General features: G+C 45.8%; 18 protein-coding genes, 2 tRNA genes and 1 other annotated feature (1 of these 21 cut by a window edge). Of the genes, 14 read left to right on the top strand and 6 right to left on the bottom strand.

Annotated elements, in window-relative coordinates; genetic code table 11:
* Window positions 1–272: 272 nt before the first annotated feature.
* Window positions 273–716: a GNAT family N-acetyltransferase gene (locus tag GKG41_RS16740; RefSeq protein WP_154260753.1), complete on the top strand. Its 444-nt coding sequence runs from the start codon at window positions 273–275 to the stop codon at window positions 714–716.
* Window positions 717–772: 56 nt separating this feature from the next.
* Here GKG41_RS16740 and GKG41_RS16745 read toward each other — a convergent pair whose 3' ends face one another.
* On the bottom strand, window positions 773–1300 hold the full coding sequence (locus GKG41_RS16745; protein WP_154260755.1) for an ECF transporter S component: 528 nt from the start codon (window positions 1298–1300) through the stop codon (window positions 773–775).
* A 209-nt stretch (window positions 1301–1509) separates the two neighbouring features.
* Complete coding sequence (locus GKG41_RS16750) at window positions 1510–2079, bottom strand: xanthine phosphoribosyltransferase (protein ID WP_154260757.1); 570 nt, start codon at window positions 2077–2079, stop codon at window positions 1510–1512.
* A gap of 181 nt (window positions 2080–2260) precedes the next feature.
* Between GKG41_RS16750 and GKG41_RS16755 the strand changes: the two genes are divergently transcribed.
* The 6 genes from GKG41_RS16755 to GKG41_RS16780 all read left to right on the top strand — a co-directional run bounded on the left by GKG41_RS16755 (window position 2261) and on the right by GKG41_RS16780 (window position 7158).
* On the top strand, window positions 2261–2491 hold the full coding sequence (locus tag GKG41_RS16755; protein ID WP_154260759.1) for a hypothetical protein: 231 nt from the start codon (window positions 2261–2263) through the stop codon (window positions 2489–2491).
* A 9-nt stretch (window positions 2492–2500) separates the two neighbouring features.
* Window positions 2501–2866, top strand: a complete 366-nt coding sequence (locus GKG41_RS16760; RefSeq protein ID WP_154260761.1) for a metal-sensing transcriptional repressor — start codon at window positions 2501–2503, stop codon at window positions 2864–2866.
* A 44-nt stretch (window positions 2867–2910) separates the two neighbouring features.
* Complete coding sequence (locus tag GKG41_RS16765; RefSeq protein ID WP_154260763.1) at window positions 2911–3756, top strand: Mrp/NBP35 family ATP-binding protein; 846 nt, start codon at window positions 2911–2913, stop codon at window positions 3754–3756.
* Between the two features lie 266 nt (window positions 3757–4022).
* On the top strand, window positions 4023–4250 hold the full coding sequence (locus GKG41_RS16770) for an HPr family phosphocarrier protein (RefSeq protein WP_072853890.1): 228 nt from the start codon (window positions 4023–4025) through the stop codon (window positions 4248–4250).
* Window positions 4251–4278: 28 nt separating this feature from the next.
* Window positions 4279–6678: an ATP-dependent DNA helicase gene (locus tag GKG41_RS16775; RefSeq protein ID WP_243141061.1), complete on the top strand. Its 2400-nt coding sequence runs from the start codon at window positions 4279–4281 to the stop codon at window positions 6676–6678.
* A 108-nt stretch (window positions 6679–6786) separates the two neighbouring features.
* Complete coding sequence (locus GKG41_RS16780; RefSeq protein ID WP_154260765.1) at window positions 6787–7158, top strand: RidA family protein; 372 nt, start codon at window positions 6787–6789, stop codon at window positions 7156–7158.
* Between the two features lie 61 nt (window positions 7159–7219).
* Here GKG41_RS16780 and GKG41_RS16785 read toward each other — a convergent pair whose 3' ends face one another.
* Window positions 7220–8104 (bottom strand): LysR family transcriptional regulator, encoded by an 885-nt coding sequence (locus GKG41_RS16785; RefSeq protein WP_154260767.1) that lies wholly within the window; start codon window positions 8102–8104, stop codon window positions 7220–7222.
* Window positions 8105–8253: 149 nt separating this feature from the next.
* Between GKG41_RS16785 and GKG41_RS16790 the strand changes: the two genes are divergently transcribed.
* The 5 genes from GKG41_RS16790 (at window position 8254) to GKG41_RS16810 (ending at window position 13700) form a co-directional block, all read left to right on the top strand.
* Window positions 8254–12006: a phosphoribosylformylglycinamidine synthase gene (locus GKG41_RS16790; protein ID WP_154260769.1), complete on the top strand. Its 3753-nt coding sequence runs from the start codon at window positions 8254–8256 to the stop codon at window positions 12004–12006.
* Window positions 12007–12520: 514 nt separating this feature from the next.
* The gene (locus tag GKG41_RS16795) at window positions 12521–12694 is read left to right on the top strand and encodes a chorismate--pyruvate lyase (RefSeq protein WP_154260771.1); all 174 of its coding nucleotides are present in this window, start codon (window positions 12521–12523) and stop codon (window positions 12692–12694) included.
* A 177-nt stretch (window positions 12695–12871) separates the two neighbouring features.
* A tRNA-Val gene (locus GKG41_RS16800) sits at window positions 12872–12944 on the top strand.
* 32 nt (window positions 12945–12976) lie between these two features.
* Window positions 12977–13050 (top strand) — tRNA-Met (locus GKG41_RS16805).
* A gap of 155 nt (window positions 13051–13205) precedes the next feature.
* On the top strand, window positions 13206–13700 hold the full coding sequence (locus GKG41_RS16810) for a GNAT family N-acetyltransferase (RefSeq protein ID WP_154260773.1): 495 nt from the start codon (window positions 13206–13208) through the stop codon (window positions 13698–13700).
* Here GKG41_RS16810 and GKG41_RS16815 read toward each other — a convergent pair.
* Window positions 13692–14726, bottom strand: a complete 1035-nt coding sequence (locus tag GKG41_RS16815; RefSeq protein ID WP_243141060.1) for a putative sulfate exporter family transporter — start codon at window positions 14724–14726, stop codon at window positions 13692–13694. The genes GKG41_RS16810 and GKG41_RS16815 overlap by 9 nt on opposite strands.
* 114 nt (window positions 14727–14840) lie before the next feature.
* Here GKG41_RS16815 and GKG41_RS16820 point away from each other — a divergent pair, with 114 nt between their 5' ends.
* Entirely contained in the window at window positions 14841–15734 is an 894-nt protein-coding gene (locus GKG41_RS16820; RefSeq protein WP_173015634.1) for a LysR family transcriptional regulator, read from the top strand.
* Window positions 15735–15785: 51 nt separating this feature from the next.
* Here the strand turns inward: GKG41_RS16820 and GKG41_RS16825 are convergent, their stop codons facing one another.
* A complete protein-coding gene (locus GKG41_RS16825) occupies window positions 15786–16016 on the bottom strand; it encodes a permease of phosphate ABC transporter (protein WP_226904148.1) in 231 nt (76 codons plus the stop codon).
* Window positions 16017–16188: 172 nt separating this feature from the next.
* On the opposite strand from GKG41_RS16825, the gene GKG41_RS16830 reads away from it, so the two are divergent.
* Complete coding sequence (locus GKG41_RS16830) at window positions 16189–18396, top strand: DNA topoisomerase III (RefSeq protein ID WP_154260777.1); 2208 nt, start codon at window positions 16189–16191, stop codon at window positions 18394–18396.
* 29 nt (window positions 18397–18425) lie between these two features.
* Here GKG41_RS16830 and GKG41_RS16835 read toward each other — a convergent pair whose 3' ends face one another.
* Entirely contained in the window at window positions 18426–19241 is an 816-nt protein-coding gene (locus GKG41_RS16835; protein ID WP_154260779.1) for an amidohydrolase family protein, read from the bottom strand.
* Window positions 19242–19377: 136 nt separating this feature from the next.
* Window positions 19378–19495, top strand: a binding site (T-box leader); it runs 115 nt beyond the window's last position.

Consider the following 19495-nt stretch of genomic DNA (forward strand, 5'->3'; position numbering starts at 1 on the left):
GGGTATAGGGACAAGTCAGGGAGCCTCGAGCTGACTTGTCCCTATACCCCGGCCCCTGGCCTGGCCCTGTCCCCCCGGTGCTCCCTTCTATATCCGTCCGTCTGCGACACTCCGCTCGCCGACTATTTTATCTCGAACTTTACATACACAAAACAATTACACAAAACTATAATTTGATTAATAAACCTTAAAATGATATAATGACCCACATACGAGTACCGGGTATATCTGCCCGAAGGATACAGAATTAGAAAGACTTGGAGGAACAAACTATGAATATCAGAGATATAAAGCCCCAGGACAGGGAAATTGTCTGGGGGATGGTAAATAATTTCTATACTGGAACAGGGGCGTGCCTGCATCCCTTGGAGAGGGAGAATTTTGAAAAAACCTTTGTGGAGTGTCTGAAGGAAGAAAAGACTTATGCCAGAATGCTTGTGATAGAAGGAGAGGATGGTCTCTGCGGATATTGTATTCTGGCGTTTACCTGGAGCAATGAAGCCGGAGGGATGGTGGTCTGGGTAGAGGAGCTGTATTTTACGGATCAGGCCAGAGGAAAAGGATATGGGAAAAAGGTGTTTCAATGGCTGGAAAAAGAGTATTCCGGGGCAAAGAGGTTCCGTCTGGAGGCCACGGCTGAGAATCAGGGCGCTATAAAGCTTTATCAAAGGCTGGGGTATCAAGAATTTGATTACTATCAGATGATAAAAGAATAAGAGAACACAAATGCCAGGCAGTGTGAAATGCCTGGCATTTGTTGTGTGTGAGAAATCTAATGAGAAAGAGCAATCAGCCGTTTCACATCAGGGACTGCTGAAAGGATAGGGAAGAGGATAGCCGCTATGATAAGGCCGCCGCATCCCTGGATCAGGTTGGCCGGAAGGCTGGCAAGCGCACCGGCGGGGCTGTAGAGGAGGGCTTCACAGAAACCGTATCCTCCTGCAACCAGAATAATATCAATAACACCTCCGGCGATCACTCCGGCAAACTGGTGCTTACCTTTGTGTGAAATCTTTTTGAATGCATATCCACTAAGCATGGCAATTAAGGCCTTGATAATGAAAGTAATAGGAACATAGATAAAATATCCGCCCAAAAGATCAGACATTGCAGAGCCGAGACCGGCAGCCAGCGCTCCGTATACCGGGCCAAGGATAATTCCGGAGAGGATTACAATGGCATCTCCGGGGTGTATATACCCGTTGGTTCCAGGAGTGGGGATGCGGATAGACATGGTGGCAACACAGGCAAGTGCGGCGAAAAGTGCGGTCATCACAATTCTCTTGGTATTTATCTTCATAAAAATACTCCCTTTCTGTTTCTTACTTATTTAAATACTATACCGAATAATTGGACTGATTAAAATAGCCAGTTTTATTAAAAATAAACATGCCAGATTAGGCAGGACTGTGCAGAACATCTGCCTGCAGCAACGAAAAAAGCGGTATACAAAAAAACAGAAGTTTTTTCATATACCGCCGGGGGTATCATAACAATGTGAAATAAGCGCTAACGGAACGTCAGAGAGGTATCTGACATGGATTCTATAATAGCCAGGGATTCCAGACGGATTCCCATGTCACGGATCTGCTGGCCGCCGTCCTGAAAGCCTTTTTCGATCACAATTCCGGCCCCTTCCAGGGTAGCACCGGCGCTTTGGACAATCTCAATCAGTCCGAGAAGGGCACAGCCGTTGGCCAGAAAATCATCGATAATCAAAACATGATCCTCGGCGCTGAGAAACTTTTTGGAGAGAATGACATCGTACACCTTTTTGTGGGTATATGATTCTACCTTAGTAGTATACATATCTCCGTCCAGATTCAGGCTCTGGGCCTTTTTGGCAAATACAACCGGAACATTAAAATATTGAGCTGCGATACAGGCAATCCCAATGCCGGAAGCCTCTATCGTAAGAATTTTGGTAATGGGAACATCAGAAAAACGTCTTTTGAATTCCTTGCCCAGTTCATTGATAAAGGGGATATCCATTTGATGGTTCAGAAAGCTGTCTACCTTAAGAATATTTCCCGGTTTTACCGTTCCATCTTTCAGAATACGTTCTTTTAAAAGCTGCATATCTTTATTTCCTCCCAGAATAGATTACATCTATGATACGACATAATTTGACAGCTGGCAATTCCTTTCCTAAAAAAATACTAAAATATAATAAAAGTAGATCGAGAAAAAGGAAAAGTGTGATATAATATATAAGCTATGGGCAGCAGTGCCACAGGAGAAAGTAAAGGAGAACGGAACCTTGAAGGAATATGAAGCTGTATGGGAGATTTTTAATCTGTGTTCCGGCAATCAGATGCGGGACGTTTTTTTTGAAGAAATCGCGGTTGAGAATCTGGATCAATATATAGAAGAGAAATTTCAGGGAGAAGAACACTTCGTTTATGAAAAAAGTGTACTGGAGGACGGGAGCATAGTATATGACATTATGACCTCCAAGATTAAACAGAGATATACTTTTACAGAAATCTAAGGAGGACGTATGGAAGAGCAGAAGCATACACATACTCACATTATGGAAGATGGAACAGTGGTAGAGCATACCCATGGGGGAGCTCACTCACACGGATCCGGCGGCCATACGCACAGCCATGAGCATACCAAGGCAGTGCTGAACCGACTTTCCAGAGCAATCGGACATCTGGAATCCATACGGCGTATGGTGGAGGACGGCAGAGACTGCAGCGAGGTGCTGATACAGCTTTCCGCAGTCAAAGCAGCGATCAATAATACAGGAAAAGTGATTCTTCAGGATCATATTGAGCATTGCATCGTAGATGCGGTGGAAAGCGGGGATCATGAAGCCCTGGAAGAATTGAACAAAGCGATCGACCGGTTTATGAAATAAGGCCGTATAATAAAAATAAGGAAAGAAAAGGAGAGTAAAAAGTCATGAGCAGAGACTGCAGCAGCACAACATGTACAAAAGAGAGTTGTGAAGGATGTAAAAGCAAAGAAAAAGGAACAGGGATTTCAAAGGAAATGGCCAATGGATACTCTGAAATTAAAAAGGTAATCGGAGTTGTCAGCGGAAAAGGAGGGGTAGGAAAGTCATTTGTGACTGCTTCCCTGGCCAATCAGATGGCAGCAAAGGGCTACAGGGTAGGAATTATGGATGCGGATATAACAGGTCCGTCCATTCCTAAAATGTATGGCCTGAAAGGTGCGGCACAGGCAGATGATCAGGGAATCTACCCTATGATTACAGAAAACGATATTAAAATTATGTCAGTGAACCTGCTGCTTCCCAAGGAAGATGCGCCTGTAATCTGGAGAGGACCGGTAATCTCGAATATGGTTAAACAGTTCTGGACAGATGTTATCTGGGGCGAACTGGATTATCTGTTTATTGATATGCCGCCGGGAACCGGGGATGTCCCCCTCACAGTTTTCCAGTCACTTCCTATTGAAGGTGTATTCATTGTTACTTCTCCCCAGGAGCTGGTGCACATGATCGTAAAGAAGGCTTACAATATGGCAGACATGATGCATGTGCCGGTATTCGGTGTTGTGGAGAACTACAGCTATGTGAAATGTCCGGACTGCGGAAAAGAATTTAAGATATTTGGGGACAGTCATATCGAGGAGGTGGCAGCAGAGCTGAATGTGCCTCTGGTGGGAAAGATGCCCATCGATACTTCTTTTGCGGAGGCGGCTGATGCAGGGACCTTCGGACAGATCGATAATACCTACCTGAAAGATGCCTACACGTATCTACCAAAAGCTTTAGAAGAATAAAAACTGCGTAAAATATGACAAAATATTACTGGATAAATTAGGTAAAAGGTGTTAATAAATTAACAAACCATAACTCCCCAGATGGACTGCTGTAAAAATTGGTGAAAAAAAACTGGGAGGATCCAGTATTTAAAGAAAAATTTCATAAAAGTCCGAAATGCAGGGGATGTCAGTCGTCATACCTTTCGGTTGACAAATTCTGGAACAAGTGCAATAATACAGAAGAAAAAATTTATATGTGTTATTTGTATGAAAGGGTGATAACTATGATAGAACGTCAGATTAAGTTACCAGCCACTGAGGATGTAAAAGAATTTGTGACAGAAGCCAGCAGGTGCGATTTTGATATTGATGTTTTTTACAACCGCGTGGTAATTGATGCAAAATCAATTTTGGGTGTATTCAGCATGGATTTGACTCGCGTATTGACCGTAAAGTGCTTTGGACGTGACGAAAAGTTTTTGAATTTCTTGAATAAATATGCAGTAGCATAAAAGACAGGAGAAGAACAGGCGCAGGACAATGGATTGTCTTGCGCCTGTTTGCGCTATAGATGATATGGAAGAAAAGACAATTATAAAATTATCCGTCCGAAATCTGGTTGAGTTTATACTTCGCAGCGGCAGTCTGGACAACAGAGTGGGAAGCGGAACAGACCGCGAGGCCATGCAGAAGGGCAGCCGTCTGCACCGGAAGATACAAAAGCAGATGAAGGCATCCTACCGCCCGGAGGTCCCGTTAACCTATGAAAAGGAATATAAGGAATTTATCATAAAGTTGGAGGGAAGGGCCGACGGAATCTGCGAAGAGGAACATGAGGTGTTGATTGACGAGATCAAGGGGGTTTATCTTGACCTCTCTCTCCTCACTGCACCTGTGGAAGTCCATCGCGCCCAGGCCATGTGTTATGGGTATATTTACGGAAGCCAGAAGCGTCTGGAGGCTGTCACCATTCAGATGACGTACTGCCATCTGGAATCTGAAAATATCAAACGTTTTCAGGAGAAGATCTCTCTGAGAGAGCTGACGGAGTGGTTTGAGGAGCTTTTGGAGCAATATTATAAATGGGCGGACTTTCAGTACAGGCGCAAAAAAATACGCAGAGAGTCTATGGAGCACCTGGAATTTCCCTTTCCTTACAGAGAGGGACAAAGGGAACTGGTGGCGGGTGTGTACCGCACCATACACCATAAGCGGCAGCTGTTTATTCAGGCTCCCACAGGGGTGGGGAAAACTATGTCAGCTATTTTTCCTGCGGTGCGTGCTGTGGGTGAGGGGTATGGAGACAAGATTTTTTATCTTACAGCTAAAACCATAACAAGGACTGTGGCAGAAGAGGCTTTTGCCATTTTGAAGGCTCATGGATTATCCTATAAGACAATTACCATTACCGCAAAAGAAAAGCTCTGCCTCTGCGAAGAAATGAACTGCAATCCGGAGCACTGCCCTTATGCGGACGGTCATTTTGACAGAGTAAATGATGCGGTGTTTGCGCTTTTGGGGGAGGATAAGCCCTACAGCCGGGAAGTGCTGGAGGAACATGCAGAAAGATGGCAGGTTTGCCCTTATGAAATGTGTCTGGATACTGCCTCCTGGGTGGACGGGATAATTTGCGATTATAATTACGTATTCGATCCCAATGTACATCTCCGGCGTTTTTTTGGAGAGGGGATGAAGGGAGACTATCTTTTTCTGATCGATGAGGCCCACAATCTGGTAGAGAGGGGACGTAAGATGTACAGCGCCTGCCTGTATAAAGAAGATTTTCTGGAAGTAAAGAGAATTGTGAAAGGACAGGGCAAAAAGCTGGAGAGGCTTCTGGGAAGATGCAGCAAAGAGCTCCTGGAATATAAAAAGGAATGCGAAACCTACGAAGTGCTGCCCAATCTTGGGACCTTTTCCATCAGTCTTATGAATCTGCTGGGGGAGATGGAAAATTTTCTGGAGGAGGCTCATAAAGAAGAAATCAGCCGTGCTGTTCTGGAATTGTCTTTTCAGGTGAGGCACTTTCTGAATATGTATGATCTGCTGGACGAGAACTATGTGATCTACTGCGAACGGCAGCAGGAAAGATTCTCTGTGAATCTTTTCTGTGTCAATCCTGCGGCGAACCTTCAAAACTGTCTGAACAAAGGAAGCAGCGCTGTTTTCTTTTCTGCAACTCTTCTTCCCCTGGCATACTACAGGAGCTTGTTCAGCACCCGGGAGGATGACTATGCCATGTATGCCAAATCCCCCTTTGAGAGGGAGCGCCTTTGTCTATTGCTGGGACGGGATGTAAGCAGCCGGTATACCCGGCGTGGGTATGAGGAATACCGGAAGATAGCAGCATATATATCCTGTCTGGTCAGTGGAAGAGAAGGAAACTATATGGTGTTCTTTCCCTCATACCGGATGATGGAGGATGTATATGATATTTATCGGGAGGAGTTTGCTCATGAGTCCTGCAGGTGCATTCTTCAGGATACGGCTATGAATGAAAAGGAGAGGGAGGAATTTTTGGAGGAATTTTCCCCCGGCAATACAGGTACATTGGTTGGGTTTTGTGTTATGGGAGGCGTATTTGCCGAAGGGATTGACTTGTACGGGGAGCGACTCATAGGCGCTGTGATTGTGGGCACAGGGCTCCCCCAGGTAAGCAATGAAAGGGAAATCCTAAAGCAGTTTTATGACAAACGGGGAATCAACGGCTTTGACTATGCCTACCGTTATCCAGGCATGAACAAAGTTCTTCAGTCTGCAGGACGGGTAATTCGTACCGTTGAAGACAGAGGGATTGTACTGCTTCTGGACGAACGGTTTCTTCAGTCAGAGTACCGTCAGCTCTTTCCGCCGGAGTGGGAGGGGTACAAAGCATGCGGACTGTCGGGAGTAAAACAAGAAATACAAAAATTTTGGTCAATATACAAAAACTTTTCTTGACCATCACCAGGGTTCCAGTCTATAATGAATATATTGACGGAGCGTCAAAGTATTCCCGGCGTTGAAAATCCAGCAGAAGCCGGGAGCAATCGGAGAGGAGATAACAAAATGAAAGTAATTAGCACAGACAAAGCACCGGCAGCAATCGGACCATATTCTCAGGCAATGGTTTTAAACGACATCTTATTTACATCTGGTCAGATCCCCATTGATCCGGCAACGGGAGAGATTAAAGGGGATACTATTGAGGAACAGGCTGAGCAGGTAATGAAGAATTTGGGGGCTGTTTTAGAAGCAGCAGGCACCAGCTTTGAAAAAGTAGTTAAGACTACCTGTTTTATTGCTGACATGGGTGATTTTGCGGCATTTAATGAGGTATATGCGAAATATTTTGTTGGCAAGCCCGCCCGCTCCTGTGTAGCGGTGAAAACGCTTCCCAAGAATGTTCTTTGCGAAGTAGAGGTAATCGCTAACGTTTAAGGAATATGAGTTTGGAGAGAAGCCCTCTGCAGGGATATAATCTGCAGAGGGCTTCTTTTTTCTAGTTCTCTGCCGGATCGAAATACTGAATAAATTTTTGAACAGCAGCGGAAGGAGGAATCTGTTCATTGGAGGCAAGGGCAAGAAAGCGATGGGGAAGAGTTTCTTCCAGCTTCAGGCGGTATAGATTGTCATAGGAATCTAGTGCATAATCAGGGACAAATGCGATGCCGAGGCCGATGCGGGCTAAGTCAATGAGCAAATCATTGCTGCTGAGCTCTACCTCTGGGACGAGATTCAGATTATGCCGGGAAAAAAGATTGTGGAGGAACTCGCTGGTTGTGCTTTTGCGGTCCAGCATAAGCAGAGGCAGACGCTGAAGCTGAGAGAAGGAGAGGGATTCTCCCCGGAAGCTAAAATAGGCTTCATTTGCCACAAATACATCCTGAAACTCTTTGATCATTCGCAATGTACCGTAACCTTTCAGACGGATATTGGGGAAGTTGCTGACAATAATATCTACCTGACCGCTTTCCAGGAGATCTGCACATCCGATGGAGGTCTGATTCATAACCTTAATATGGATCTCAGGATACTCTTTGTGAAACCGGCTCAGATAAGGAACCAGAAAATAACGGCATATAGTATCACTGGCGCCTATGCGCAGCTGCCCTCCGAACTGATTGGGATCCATCAGCTGTTCTTCTCCTTTGTGGATCAGATTGACCGCAGGCTCTATATGGCGGAATAGAATTTCTCCTTCCGGGGTCAGGAGCACTTTTTTTGTGCTGCGTATAAACAGGGGCTGGCCCAGCTTTTTTTCCAGCGTCTTAATGGACTGGCTGACGGCTGACTGAGAGATATAAAGTTTTTTTGAGGCCTCGGAGAAGCTGAGGGTAGCGGCAACAAAATAAAACACTTTGTACAGTTCATAGCTGATATCCATGGATAAACTCCTTCCTGTGTATAGAACACAACTTATAAATCATATAAGATATATTAATTTTACTAATGATATTTCTTATGATAATATAAAAACTATAAGAATGCAATCATGGATTTGCCATCCTTAAAAAGGCAGGAAAGGAGTCGTTGATGAGTAACGTAAGACGAGTTTATGTGGAGAAGAAACCAGATTTCGCCGTGCAGGCAAAGGAACTGAAGCACGAGATCGGCAGCTACCTGGGAATTAAGACTGTTACAGGAGTGAGAGTGCTGATCCGGTATGATGTGGAGAATCTCTCCGATGAGATTTTTCAGGCAGCCTGCAGGACAGTTTTCTCTGAACCGCCGGTAGACGTGCTGTTTCAGGAAACATTCGGGATGGAGGAAAAGGCCAGGATATTCTCCGTAGAATATCTTCCGGGACAGTTTGATCAGAGAGCCGACTCAGCGGTTCAGTGCGTTAAGTTCTTAAAGGAAGATGAAGAACCTATCATTCACTCAGCTACCACCTATGTGATAGAGGGAGATATTACAGAGGAAGAATTCCAGGCAATTAAGAATCACTGTATTAACCCGGTAGACTCAAGGGAAACAGATCTCACAAAACCCGAGACACTGGTGACAAAGTTTGAAGAACCTTCTGATGTTATTATCTTTGACGGATTTGCGGAGATGGAAGAGGACAATCTGAAAGAGCTGTATGCCTCCTTGAATCTGGCGATGACTTTCAAAGACTTTCAGCATATCCAGAACTATTTCAGGGAAGTGGAAAAGAGAGACCCTTCCATGACAGAGATTCGTGTGCTGGATACTTACTGGTCCGACCACTGCCGCCATACAACGTTTTCCACAGAGCTTAAAAAGGTTACCTTCGGGGAAGGGGAGTATAAAGAGCCTATCGTATCCACCTACAAGAAATATCTGGCAGATCGAGAAGAGATTTTTAAGGGCAGAGAGGACAAGTTTGTCTGCCTGATGGATCTGGCCCTGATGGCAATGCGCAAATTAAAAGCTGAGGGAAAACTTCAGGATCAGGAGGAATCCGATGAGATTAACGCCTGCAGCATTGTAGTACCTGTGGATGTGGACGGAAAAGAAGAAGAGTGGCTGATTAACTTTAAAAATGAAACTCACAATCACCCAACAGAGATAGAACCCTTCGGTGGAGCTGCTACCTGTCTGGGCGGCGCTATCCGTGATCCGCTGTCAGGTCGTACCTATGTGTATCAGGCCATGCGTGTGACGGGAGCGGCGGATCCTACTGTTTCTGTGAAGGATACACTGAAAGGAAAGCTTCCCCAGAAAAAACTGGTGCGGGGGGCTGCGAAGGGCTACAGCTCCTACGGAAACCAGATCGGTCTGGCTACCGGGTATGTAAAGGAAATTTATCACCCGGATTATGTAGCTAAGAGAATGGAGATCGGTGCTGTTTTGGGGGCTGCTCCGAGACGTGCTGTCATTCGTGAGAACTCCGATCCGGGAGATATCATTATACTTTTAGGCGGAAGAACCGGGCGTGACGGCTGCGGTGGAGCCACAGGATCTTCCAAGGTGCACACCGAGGAGTCTATTGAGACCTGCGGGGCAGAGGTGCAGAAAGGAAATGCACCTACGGAGCGTAAGATCCAGCGTTTATTCCGCAGAGAGGAAGTCAGCTGTATCATTAAAAAGTGCAATGACTTTGGAGCCGGCGGTGTCTCAGTTGCTATCGGTGAGCTGGCAGACGGACTTCAGATTTATCTGGACAAAGTACCTAAAAAATATGCCGGACTGGACGGTACAGAGATTTCCATATCTGAATCCCAGGAGCGGATGGCGGTGGTAGTGGATCCGAAGGATGTGGAGCAGTTCCTGGAATATGCCAGGGAAGAAAACCTGGAGGCTGTTGAAGTTGCAGTGGTAACGGAATCCCCCAGACTAGTTATGATATGGAGAGACAAAGAGATCGTGAATATCTCCAGAGCTTTCCTGGATACCAATGGAGCCCACCAGGAGACAGAGGTTTATGTAGACATTCCCGGTAAAGAGGGAACTATATTCCGCAGGGAGGAAATTGGTGATGTAAAAGAAAAGTGGCTGCATACACTGGCAGATTTAAATACCTGCTCTCAGAAAGGTCTGGTGGAAATGTTTGACGGTTCCATCGGGGCAGGCTCTGTATTTATGCCTTATGGCGGAAAGTATCAGCTCACAGAGACCCAGGCTATGGTGGCTAAGGTTCCGGTACAGAACGGCAAGACGAATACCGTAACAATGATGAGCTACGGTTTTGACCCATATCTGTCCAGCTGGAGTCCTTATCACGGAGCTGTATATGCAGTGGTAGAGTCCGTTGCCAGGATTGTGGCAGCCGGCGGAGATTACCGAAAGATACGATTCACCTTTCAGGAATACTTCAGAAGGATGACAGAGGATCCAAGCCGTTGGAGCCAGCCGTTTGCAGCACTTTTGGGGGCGTACGCCGCACAGATGGGCTTTGGCCTTCCCTCTATCGGGGGAAAGGACAGTATGTCCGGCACTTTTAACGAGATTGATGTTCCTCCTACACTGGTATCCTTTGCCGTGAATGTGGCAAAGCAGCAGGATGTTATCACGCCGGAACTTAAGACACCGGGAAGCCGTCTGATTTGGGTCCGGATGCCGAAGGGTGAATATGATTTGCCGGATTATACTGGACTGATGGAACAGTATCAGAAGCTTCATGAGGACATCCAGGCGGGCAGAGTGCTCTCCGCCTACGCACTGGATCGCCAGGGGATTGCCGCGGCGGTCAGCAAGATGGCCTTTGGAAACAAGCTTGGAGTTAAAATTGAGCACAGTGTAGATCAGAGGGATCTGTTTGCACCGGGATTCGGTGACATTATCTGTGAAGTAAAAGAGGGAAAAGTAGGTGAACTCGGAGTCACTTATACCCTCATCGGTGAGGTAAAGGATGACGGGGTATTCCGCTATGCCAACGTAGAGATTCCGGTGGAGGAGGCTCTGAGAACATGGACAGGTACGCTGGAAAAGGTGTTTCCATCCAAAGCAACAGAAGACACTGCAGAGATAGAAAACCGGTTATATGATGCGAAGGAAATCTACGTTTGCAGACATAAAACAGCTATGCCTACTGTGTTTATTCCTGTATTCCCGGGTACAAACTGTGAATATGACAGCAAAAAAGCGTTTGAGCGTGCGGGGGCACAGGTTGTAACAAAGGTATTCAAAAACCTGAACGCAGAGGACATCCGGGATTCTGTGAGGATCTTTGAGAAAGCCATCAATCAGGCCCAAATCATTATGTTCCCTGGAGGTTTCTCCGCAGGAGACGAGCCGGACGGTTCCGCCAAATTTTTTGCCACTGCATTTCAGAATGAAAAAATCAGGGAGGCGGTTATGCGCCTTCTGAACGAAAGAGACGGCCTTGCGCTGGGAATCTGCAATGGATTCCAGGCTCTGATTAAGCTGGGTCTTGTTCCCTACGGAAAGATTACAGGGCAGACAGAGGATTCTCCTACATTGACGTATAATACTATTGGCCGTCATATTTCAAAGATGGTATATACCAAAGTAGTGACAAACAAATCTCCATGGCTGCAGAAGGCTGAGCTGGGAAAAGTGTATACCAATCCGGCATCCCATGGAGAGGGCAGATTCGTTGCAGGTCAGGAATGGATAGACAAGCTTTTTGCAAACGGGCAGGTTGCCACCCAGTACTGTGATCTGAACGGCAGCATCTCCATGGACGAAGAGTGGAATGTAAACGGCTCTTATGCTGCCATCGAAGGAATTACAAGTCCCGACGGACGGGTTCTGGGTAAAATGGCCCACTCAGAGCGCAGGGATGACGGTGTAGCGATCAATATTTACGGAGAACAGGATATTCAAATTTTTGAATCCGGCGTCGCTTACTTTAAATAAAGAATAAAAGACAGGTTTTTCTGCCGGATGTCGGTGGAAAAACCTGCTTTTTGTCATAAAAAGTATAAAATGTACATAAAAACGGACAAAAAGGCGGTAAATAGGGGAGACAGTGAATCAATCATAAAAAATGCATTCCTGATTGAAAGCCGGGGGGATAAAAAGTATTAAATTAAGGTTACAAAAACATTAATAAAAATTTAAAATTTTAGTTATAGTTCCCAAAATGTAATCTATATTGTACAGTTTCAATTTGTTGCTTTCCAAGGGCTTTCTTTACAGCTATAGTAAATATATACAAATTGCAATTCTTGTATGGGTCAACAAGGTCCGTTCAAATCCTGCCGTTCTGGCATCTGTTTTTTCTTCCGGCAGACCTGGATTGTCCAATTAGTAACATTAGAGATGCATCTCTCACTTGCAATTTCCGCTGAGGTATATTAAAGTGAAATGGAACATAGAAGAATGTCTGTTATATACAAGCGGAGAATCCGTGTGAAGCAAAGGAGAAATTATGTTTGAGAGAATTGATTATCTGGTAGAACGTCTGGACGGTGATTACGCATACCTTAAAAGACTGGACGGACTGGAGGAAGAGCCAAAGTGTGTGGCCAGAGCCCTGCTCCCTCCAAAGACAGATGAGGGCAGCAGGCTTGCCTATGAGATGCTGGAGTATACCTTATTGTAGGCAGTGCGGTATGGGAGCCGGAAGAGAGGCACATATCCGGAGAGGAGGCCCTTCTGCAAGCAGTTGAAAAACATCGAAATTATATAAAAAAAGTAAAAAAACAGGTTGACAAATGTAGTGATAAATTATATAATAGCAGAGCAGGTTACGCAAAAGACCTGCAAAGCACAAAGATATGGGATCTTAGCTCAGCTGGGAGAGCATCTGCCTTACAAGCAGAGGGTCATAGGTTCGAGCCCTATAGGTCCCATTCATCTGTTTAAATACAGATAACATTTATTTGGCGAGATAGCTCAGTTGGCTAGAGCATGCGGTTCATACCCGCAGTGTCGGGGGTTCAAATCCCTTTCTCGCTACGGAAAGCCTTGTAGACAGATTGTTTACAAGGCCTTTTATATTACAAAGGAAGACGGCCCTAATGGGTAGTGCTCCGGCGGGCGGGTTTGGCTTGCCGGACTCTTTTTAGTCATGTTTGTATGGAAAATTATACGAATGATAAGGAGATCAAAGAATGGAAAATACAGATAAAATTGCAGTGCGGTTCGCACATGAAGAGGATATCCCCCAGATCCTTGGGTTTATTCAGGCGCTTGCTGTCTACGAAGAGATGCTGGATCAGGTAGTGGCTACAGAGGAGCTGCTGAGAGAGTGGATTTTCGAGAAGAAAAAAGCAGAAGTGCTGCTGGCCGAGTGTGAGGAAAAGCCGGTGGGGTTTGCGCTGTTTTTTCACAATTTTTCCACCTTTTTGGGGAGAGCCGGGATTTATCTTGAAGACTTGTTTGTTTTGCCTGAATACCGGGGAAGAAGGGTAGGAAAGACTCTGCTGCGCTCTTTGGCGCAGATAGCCGTGGAGAGGGGATGCGGAAGACTGGAGTGGTCCTGCCTGGACTGGAATCAGCCAAGTATTGATTTTTATGTGTCACTGGGAGCGAGACAGATGAGCGACTGGACAGGGTACCGCCTGGAAGGCAGCACCCTGATATCGCTGGCCGGGTTATCAGAATAAAACGCCGATAAGGGTTACCGCCAGTACTGTCTGCATAAGGCCTACGCAGCCTCCATAAAGCATTGCTTTTGGTCCTTCCCGCAGCAGATCCCGGAATTTGACCCGCATGCCGATGGCTGCCAGGGCTATGATCTCAAACTGGCTGCTTATAAATTTAGCGGTATGGGAGATGGGCAGAGGAACCACTCCGGTACTGTTGATAATGGTAAATAAAAAGAATCCGATGATAAACCAGGGAACTTTGCAGGATACCCTGGTTTTTTTCCCGGCATTTTCACTGCTGCATGCAGCTTTTGCAAACAGGGGATCCTCCTCACTGGTGTTCATCCTGGAAAAAGTAAGGGCTACCAGAACCAGGAAAATAATGCGGATAATCTTAAAAATAGTAGACATCTGTACAACATCGTCGTTCACAAACTTGGCTGAGGCAATTACCTGGCCGATAGACTGCAGAACCCCGCCGATGAGCCCGGAGGTATGGATGGTCTCATGGTGGTATAAGATTCCTGCTATGAGGGGAAGCAATACCATTAAAAAGGTTCCGGTAACATTAACAATAGTGATAGAAATCCCCTTATCCTTGGAATCTGCCTTCAGAATCGGAGAGACAGTGCCGATGGCGGATGAACCGCAGACTGCGTTTCCTGCGGACATAAGCAGGCAGAATTTTTTGCCGAAGCCCAGGCGCTTGCCGATGAGGTAGGTGCCGAATATAGTGACGGAAAGTTGAATGGCAATAAAAAGGATCCCCCGGAGACGGACTCCTGCGATATCCGACAGATGAAGCGTCAGTCCGGTCAGTATAATAGAATACTCCAGAAGTCTGGATTCCGAGAACTTGGTTCCCTTATTCAGCGTATCTTTGTTCAGAAAGGTATTGCCGCAGATGATTCCTATGGCTATGGCAATCAGCGCTGCACCCAGTGCGGGGACGAAGGAGCTTAGATACTCTGCTGCCAGGGCGATCAGCAGGCAGGGAATAAAGCCCGGAATGATTTCTAAAATGCTGCTCATTTTCTTTTTCAATTAAAACACTCCTTTATTATAAATTCTTTAATTAACTTGATTCTACCACTATTTTACTATAAGATAAAATTATAAATAATTATTGATAGATAAAATATATTTATGGAGAAGGCCATGTTAGATTTTAGAATTCATACATTTCTGGAAGTGTGCAGGCGGAAAAGCTATACGAAGGCTGCCAGGGCGCTGCATATTACACAGCCGGCAGTCACGCAGCACATCCACTATCTGGAAAATGAATACCAGGCAGAGTTTTTTGACAGGAATGCCCGCACCCTTACCCTTACCGGGGAGGGCAGGATTTTTTACTGGTATGCTCTCACCATGGAATCAAACAGCAGGAAGATCTACAAACTTCTGGAGCAGGCTGAGAAACCCTGCCGTCAGCTTAAATTTGGGGCAACCTTAAGTATAGGAGAGTATGTGATGCCCAGGATCCTGGGGGATTATCTGGAGGAATTTCCCGGGGACAAGGTGTCTATGCTGGTGGAAAATACCGAAAGCCTGTTAAAAAAGCTGGACAGAGGAGAAATCGATTTTGCGGTTATTGAGGGAAAATTCAGAAAGGATGCCTATGCCTATTCTCTGTTTTCGAATGAAAGGTATATTGCAGTGTGTGCAAAGGAACACCCTCTTTCTGGTGAGAAAGTGTCCATTGACGAACTCCTTGACTATCCTTTTATTATCCGGGAGAAGGGGTCTGGAACCAGGGACATTTTTGAAGCAATTTTAAGTGAATACAGCCTGAAATTGGAACAAATCCGGAAGGTCAGTGAGATTGGGGATTTTCAGGCTATTAAATATCTTGTGGAAAGAGGGTTGGGAATAACCTTTCTCTATGAGATGGTGGTGAGAAATGAGATCCGGGAGGGAAGGCTGAAAGAGATTGCCATTGAAAATTACGGCGCAACCAGAGAGTTCAATTTTGTATACCTGAAGGGCAGTATCCTGGAAGAAGAGTATATGACCTTTTACCATTTCTGCCAGAGCCGGATGACGCCTGCATGAAGGGCAGGCGCCCCCTTTTGGCCCCGGCGTGTGGATGGGTAGATAGGTAGGTTATGCCTGTTCCCGCCGCTGGATGATGATTTTAATGAGCTTCACCATCAGAGGAATGTAGGTAACCATAAAAACTGCTGCGGCCAGAAGCAGAGGCAATTTCTTGCGCTCTTTTGGTATGGCCAGGCCAATCATGACACCAAGGGAACAAAGGCAGAACTTAATCAAAGCCAGATCCTTCCAGTCAGATTCCTGTACATACTGATCGGCACATGCAAAGAGTTCTTTCACGGTACACCGCCTCCTGTTCGTATTTGATACTGAAATTATACCATGAAAAGGGACAGGAGGCTATGAGAAACAGGAGAAATGCAAAAACGGTTGGAACAAAAAGAATTTAATGGTATACTTGGAAAAGATGTATCTTAGATCAACATATACAGAAGTTATTTTGGAGGAATAAATGAAAGCATTAGTGATAGCAGAGAAGCCCTCAGTAGCCAGGGATATTGCCAGGGTTTTAAAATGCCAGAAAAATATCCAGGGGGCTATGGAGGGCAGCCAATATATTGTGACCTGGGCACTGGGGCACCTGGTCACACTGGCGGACCCGGAAGGATATGACAAAAAATATAAAGAGTGGAAGATGGAGTATCTTCCCATGATGCCCAAAAAGATGGAGTTGGTTGTGATTAAGCAGACATCCAAGCAGTATCAGGCAGTAAAGACCCAGCTTTACAGAAAAGATGTGAATGAGATTATCATTGCCACAGATGCAGGCCGGGAGGGAGAACTGGTTGCCAGATGGATTCTGGAGAAGGCGGGCTGCCATAAGCCGATCAAGCGGCTCTGGATTTCATCGGTGACGGATAAAGCCATCCGGGAGGGATTTGCACATTTAAAAGACGGAAGAGAATACAATAACCTCTATGCAGCTGCAGTATCCAGGGCAGAAGCTGACTGGCTGGTAGGTATCAATGCCACAAGGGCCCTCACATGCAAGTACAATGCCCAGCTCTCCTGCGGCCGTGTGCAGACACCCACCCTTGCTATGATAGCAAAAAGAGAAGAAGAGATACGGAACTTTAAACCGGAAGAATACTACGGCATCAGCCTTCAGGCCGGCAAGATAAAGTGGACCTGGCAGGACCAGAAGTCCGGGAGCTACCGTTCCTTTCAGAAAGAACGAATGGAAAAAATGGCAGAACAGCTGAAGAGAGGAACTCTTTCGGTGAATTCCATAGAGCGGGCCGCCAAGAAGACACTGTCTCCCGGTCTATATGACCTGACGGAGCTTCAGAGAGACGCCAACAAAAAGTTTGGATTTTCAGCAAAGGAAACTCTGAATATTATGCAGCGCCTGTATGAGAATCATAAAGTCCTCACATACCCCAGGACAGATTCCCGCTATATCGGAACAGATGTGGTAGGGACTATAAAAGAAAGGCTGAAAGCCTGCAGTGTAGGCCCTTACAAAAAGCTTGCCGGAAGTCTGATTATGAAACCCATTCAGACAAATAAATCTTTTGTGGATGATAAAAAAGTGAGCGATCACCATGCTATTATCCCCACCGAGCAGTTTGTGCAGATGGATCATATGACCAACGAGGAGAGGAAAATATACGATTTGGTAGTGCGGAGATTTCTGGCGGTTCTTTATCCTCCCTTTGTCTATGAACAGACAACAATGAAGGCAACTGTAGAGGGGGAGAATTTTCTTGCCAGGGGAAAGATAGTAAAAGAAGAAGGCTGGAAGGCTGTGTATGAAACTGTGTCCATGGACGATGAGGAAGAGGAAGAAAATGACAGCAGGGGAAATTCTCTGAAAGAACAGATGCTCCCTGAGGTGAAAAAGGGAGAGAAGTACCCCGTGCAGAATCTGGAATTGACGAAGGGGAAGACAAAGCCTCCGGCTCCGTTTAATGAAGCCACGTTATTGTCTGCTATGGAAAATCCGGTAAAATATATGGAATCCCGGGATGCCGCCGCAGTAAAAACCCTTGGGGAGACCGGAGGGCTGGGAACAGTTGCTACCAGAGCCGATATTATAGAAAAGCTCTTCAATAGTTTTCTGATGGAAAAAAGAGGAAAAGACATTTTTATTACTTCAAAGGCAAAGCAGCTTCTGGAACTGGTCCCGGAGGATTTAAAAAAGCCGGAGCTGACAGCCGACTGGGAGATGAAGCTTTCCAGAATCGCAAAAGGGTCTATGAAAAAAGAAGTATTCCTGGCCAATATCAGAGACTATACGCAGGATATCATCGGAGAGATCCGACAGGGAGACGGGACGTTCCGCCACGACAACCTCACAAACACCAAATGCCCTGTGTGCGGAAAGAGAATGCTGGCTGTCAATGGAAAGAACAGCAGGATGCTTGTCTGTCAGGACAGAGAGTGCGGGCACAGAGAGACCGTATCCAAAATAAGCAATGCCAGATGTCCGAACTGCCACAAAAAGATGGAATTATATATGAAGGGCAAGGAAGAGACTTTCATCTGTTCCTGCGGCTATAAGGAAAAGCTCTCCTCCTTCAAGGCCAGAAGAGAAAAGGAAGGAGCCGGAGTCAGCAAGAAGGATGTACAGAGATATCTGCAGGAACAGAAAAAAGAGGCCAAGGAGCCCATCAACAATGCATTCGCTGATGCATTTGCCAAACTTAATTTGAAGTAAAAAAGGAATCCGGCTGGCCGGATTCCTTTTTAACAGATATTTGCAGGGCGGTATATTCTCAGTGCATTCTTATAGAATACATCCTCGTAGTATGCCTCAGGGATAATGCTTTTTATAAAAGCTATATAGTTAGGAATATTCACAAGGGGCCAGTCTGTGCCGTACAGGAGCTTATCATATTGATCCAGGTATCCCAGCCAGGTCCGCAGGTGCTCCAGGTATCCTTTGCTTTTTTTCTGTATTTTTTGAGGATCTACCATACCTTCAAAAAGTCCGGAGAGATCTGCGGCAACATTGTCATTTTTATCTACCACTGCTATGCCGTCAACGATCCAGGGATTGCCCAGATGGCACATGACAAAGGTTACCTGGGGAAATGCCACAGCTACCTCATCAATGGTGAGCGGGTGGCTGTATTTTAAGAGACCTCCGGTTCCTGCCGTATCTCCTGTGTGGATGGCTACCGGTTTGTCATAAGTCTTGGCGAGCTCATAGTAGGGAAAGTAGGCAGTGTCAAAGACATATTGAGAATTATACCCGGGATACAGCTTAATACCCACACAATTTTTTCGCTGAAGGTGCTGTTCTACTTTATCTATGGAGGCGGTCAGGCTTCTGGCGTTCAGACAGTTGCTGTCCAGACCGATACAGTAACTGAGAAACTCAGGGTATTGATGATACGAAAGATCCAGTGTCTGGTTGCCCATAACGATGCCGTGGACAATCCCCTCCTCCTGAAAAACTGTGCGCAAATGCTCCGTTGTGTTTACATGGGCTGCCTCTTCGGCAATTTGGTTAAAATAGGGAGAGGAACAGCAGTGAATGTGGGCATCAATTATTTTCATGGCAAAATCTCCTTTGATAGGTAATAGTAAAGCATATGAGAGTATTATAACAAAACCCGGGGCAGGCTACAAGGAACATCCAAAAAAGAAAACAATTGACAAAATCTGCATTTCTGAATAAACTAGAAGAAGACAGGAAAAGGCAACGAAAGGGAAGAGTAGCTGATATTTGAACTGACAGAGAGAGAAGGTCACCGGCTGAAAGCCATCTCAAGGGAGAATCCAGCGAAGTGCCCCCTGGAGCTGACCGGGCG

The organism is Lactonifactor sp. BIOML-A5, from assembly GCF_009677585.1.
Lineage (GTDB): Bacteria > Bacillota > Clostridia > Lachnospirales > Lachnospiraceae > Lactonifactor.

What these genes read in the sequence shown, in the direction of transcription:
- GKG41_RS16740 (WP_154260753.1), top strand. Translation starts at nt 273, where the DNA reads ATGAATATCAGAGATATAAAGCCCCAGGACAGGGAAATTGTCTGGGGG.
- GKG41_RS16745 (WP_154260755.1), bottom strand. Translation starts at nt 1,300, where the DNA reads ATGAAGATAAATACCAAGAGAATTGTGATGACCGCACTTTTCGCCGCA.
- GKG41_RS16750 (WP_154260757.1), bottom strand. Translation starts at nt 2,079, where the DNA reads ATGCAGCTTTTAAAAGAACGTATTCTGAAAGATGGAACGGTAAAACCG.
- GKG41_RS16760 (WP_154260761.1), top strand. Translation starts at nt 2,501, where the DNA reads ATGGAAGAGCAGAAGCATACACATACTCACATTATGGAAGATGGAACA.
- GKG41_RS16765 (WP_154260763.1), top strand. Translation starts at nt 2,911, where the DNA reads ATGAGCAGAGACTGCAGCAGCACAACATGTACAAAAGAGAGTTGTGAA.
- GKG41_RS16770 (WP_072853890.1), top strand. Translation starts at nt 4,023, where the DNA reads ATGATAGAACGTCAGATTAAGTTACCAGCCACTGAGGATGTAAAAGAA.
- GKG41_RS16775 (WP_243141061.1), top strand. Translation starts at nt 4,279, where the DNA reads ATGGATTGTCTTGCGCCTGTTTGCGCTATAGATGATATGGAAGAAAAG.
- GKG41_RS16780 (WP_154260765.1), top strand. Translation starts at nt 6,787, where the DNA reads ATGAAAGTAATTAGCACAGACAAAGCACCGGCAGCAATCGGACCATAT.
- GKG41_RS16785 (WP_154260767.1), bottom strand. Translation starts at nt 8,104, where the DNA reads ATGGATATCAGCTATGAACTGTACAAAGTGTTTTATTTTGTTGCCGCT.
- GKG41_RS16790 (WP_154260769.1), top strand. Translation starts at nt 8,254, where the DNA reads ATGAGTAACGTAAGACGAGTTTATGTGGAGAAGAAACCAGATTTCGCC.
- GKG41_RS16795 (WP_154260771.1), top strand. Translation starts at nt 12,521, where the DNA reads ATGTTTGAGAGAATTGATTATCTGGTAGAACGTCTGGACGGTGATTAC.
- GKG41_RS16810 (WP_154260773.1), top strand. Translation starts at nt 13,206, where the DNA reads ATGGAAAATACAGATAAAATTGCAGTGCGGTTCGCACATGAAGAGGAT.
- GKG41_RS16820 (WP_173015634.1), top strand. Translation starts at nt 14,841, where the DNA reads ATGTTAGATTTTAGAATTCATACATTTCTGGAAGTGTGCAGGCGGAAA.
- GKG41_RS16830 (WP_154260777.1), top strand. Translation starts at nt 16,189, where the DNA reads ATGAAAGCATTAGTGATAGCAGAGAAGCCCTCAGTAGCCAGGGATATT.
- GKG41_RS16835 (WP_154260779.1), bottom strand. Translation starts at nt 19,241, where the DNA reads ATGAAAATAATTGATGCCCACATTCACTGCTGTTCCTCTCCCTATTTT.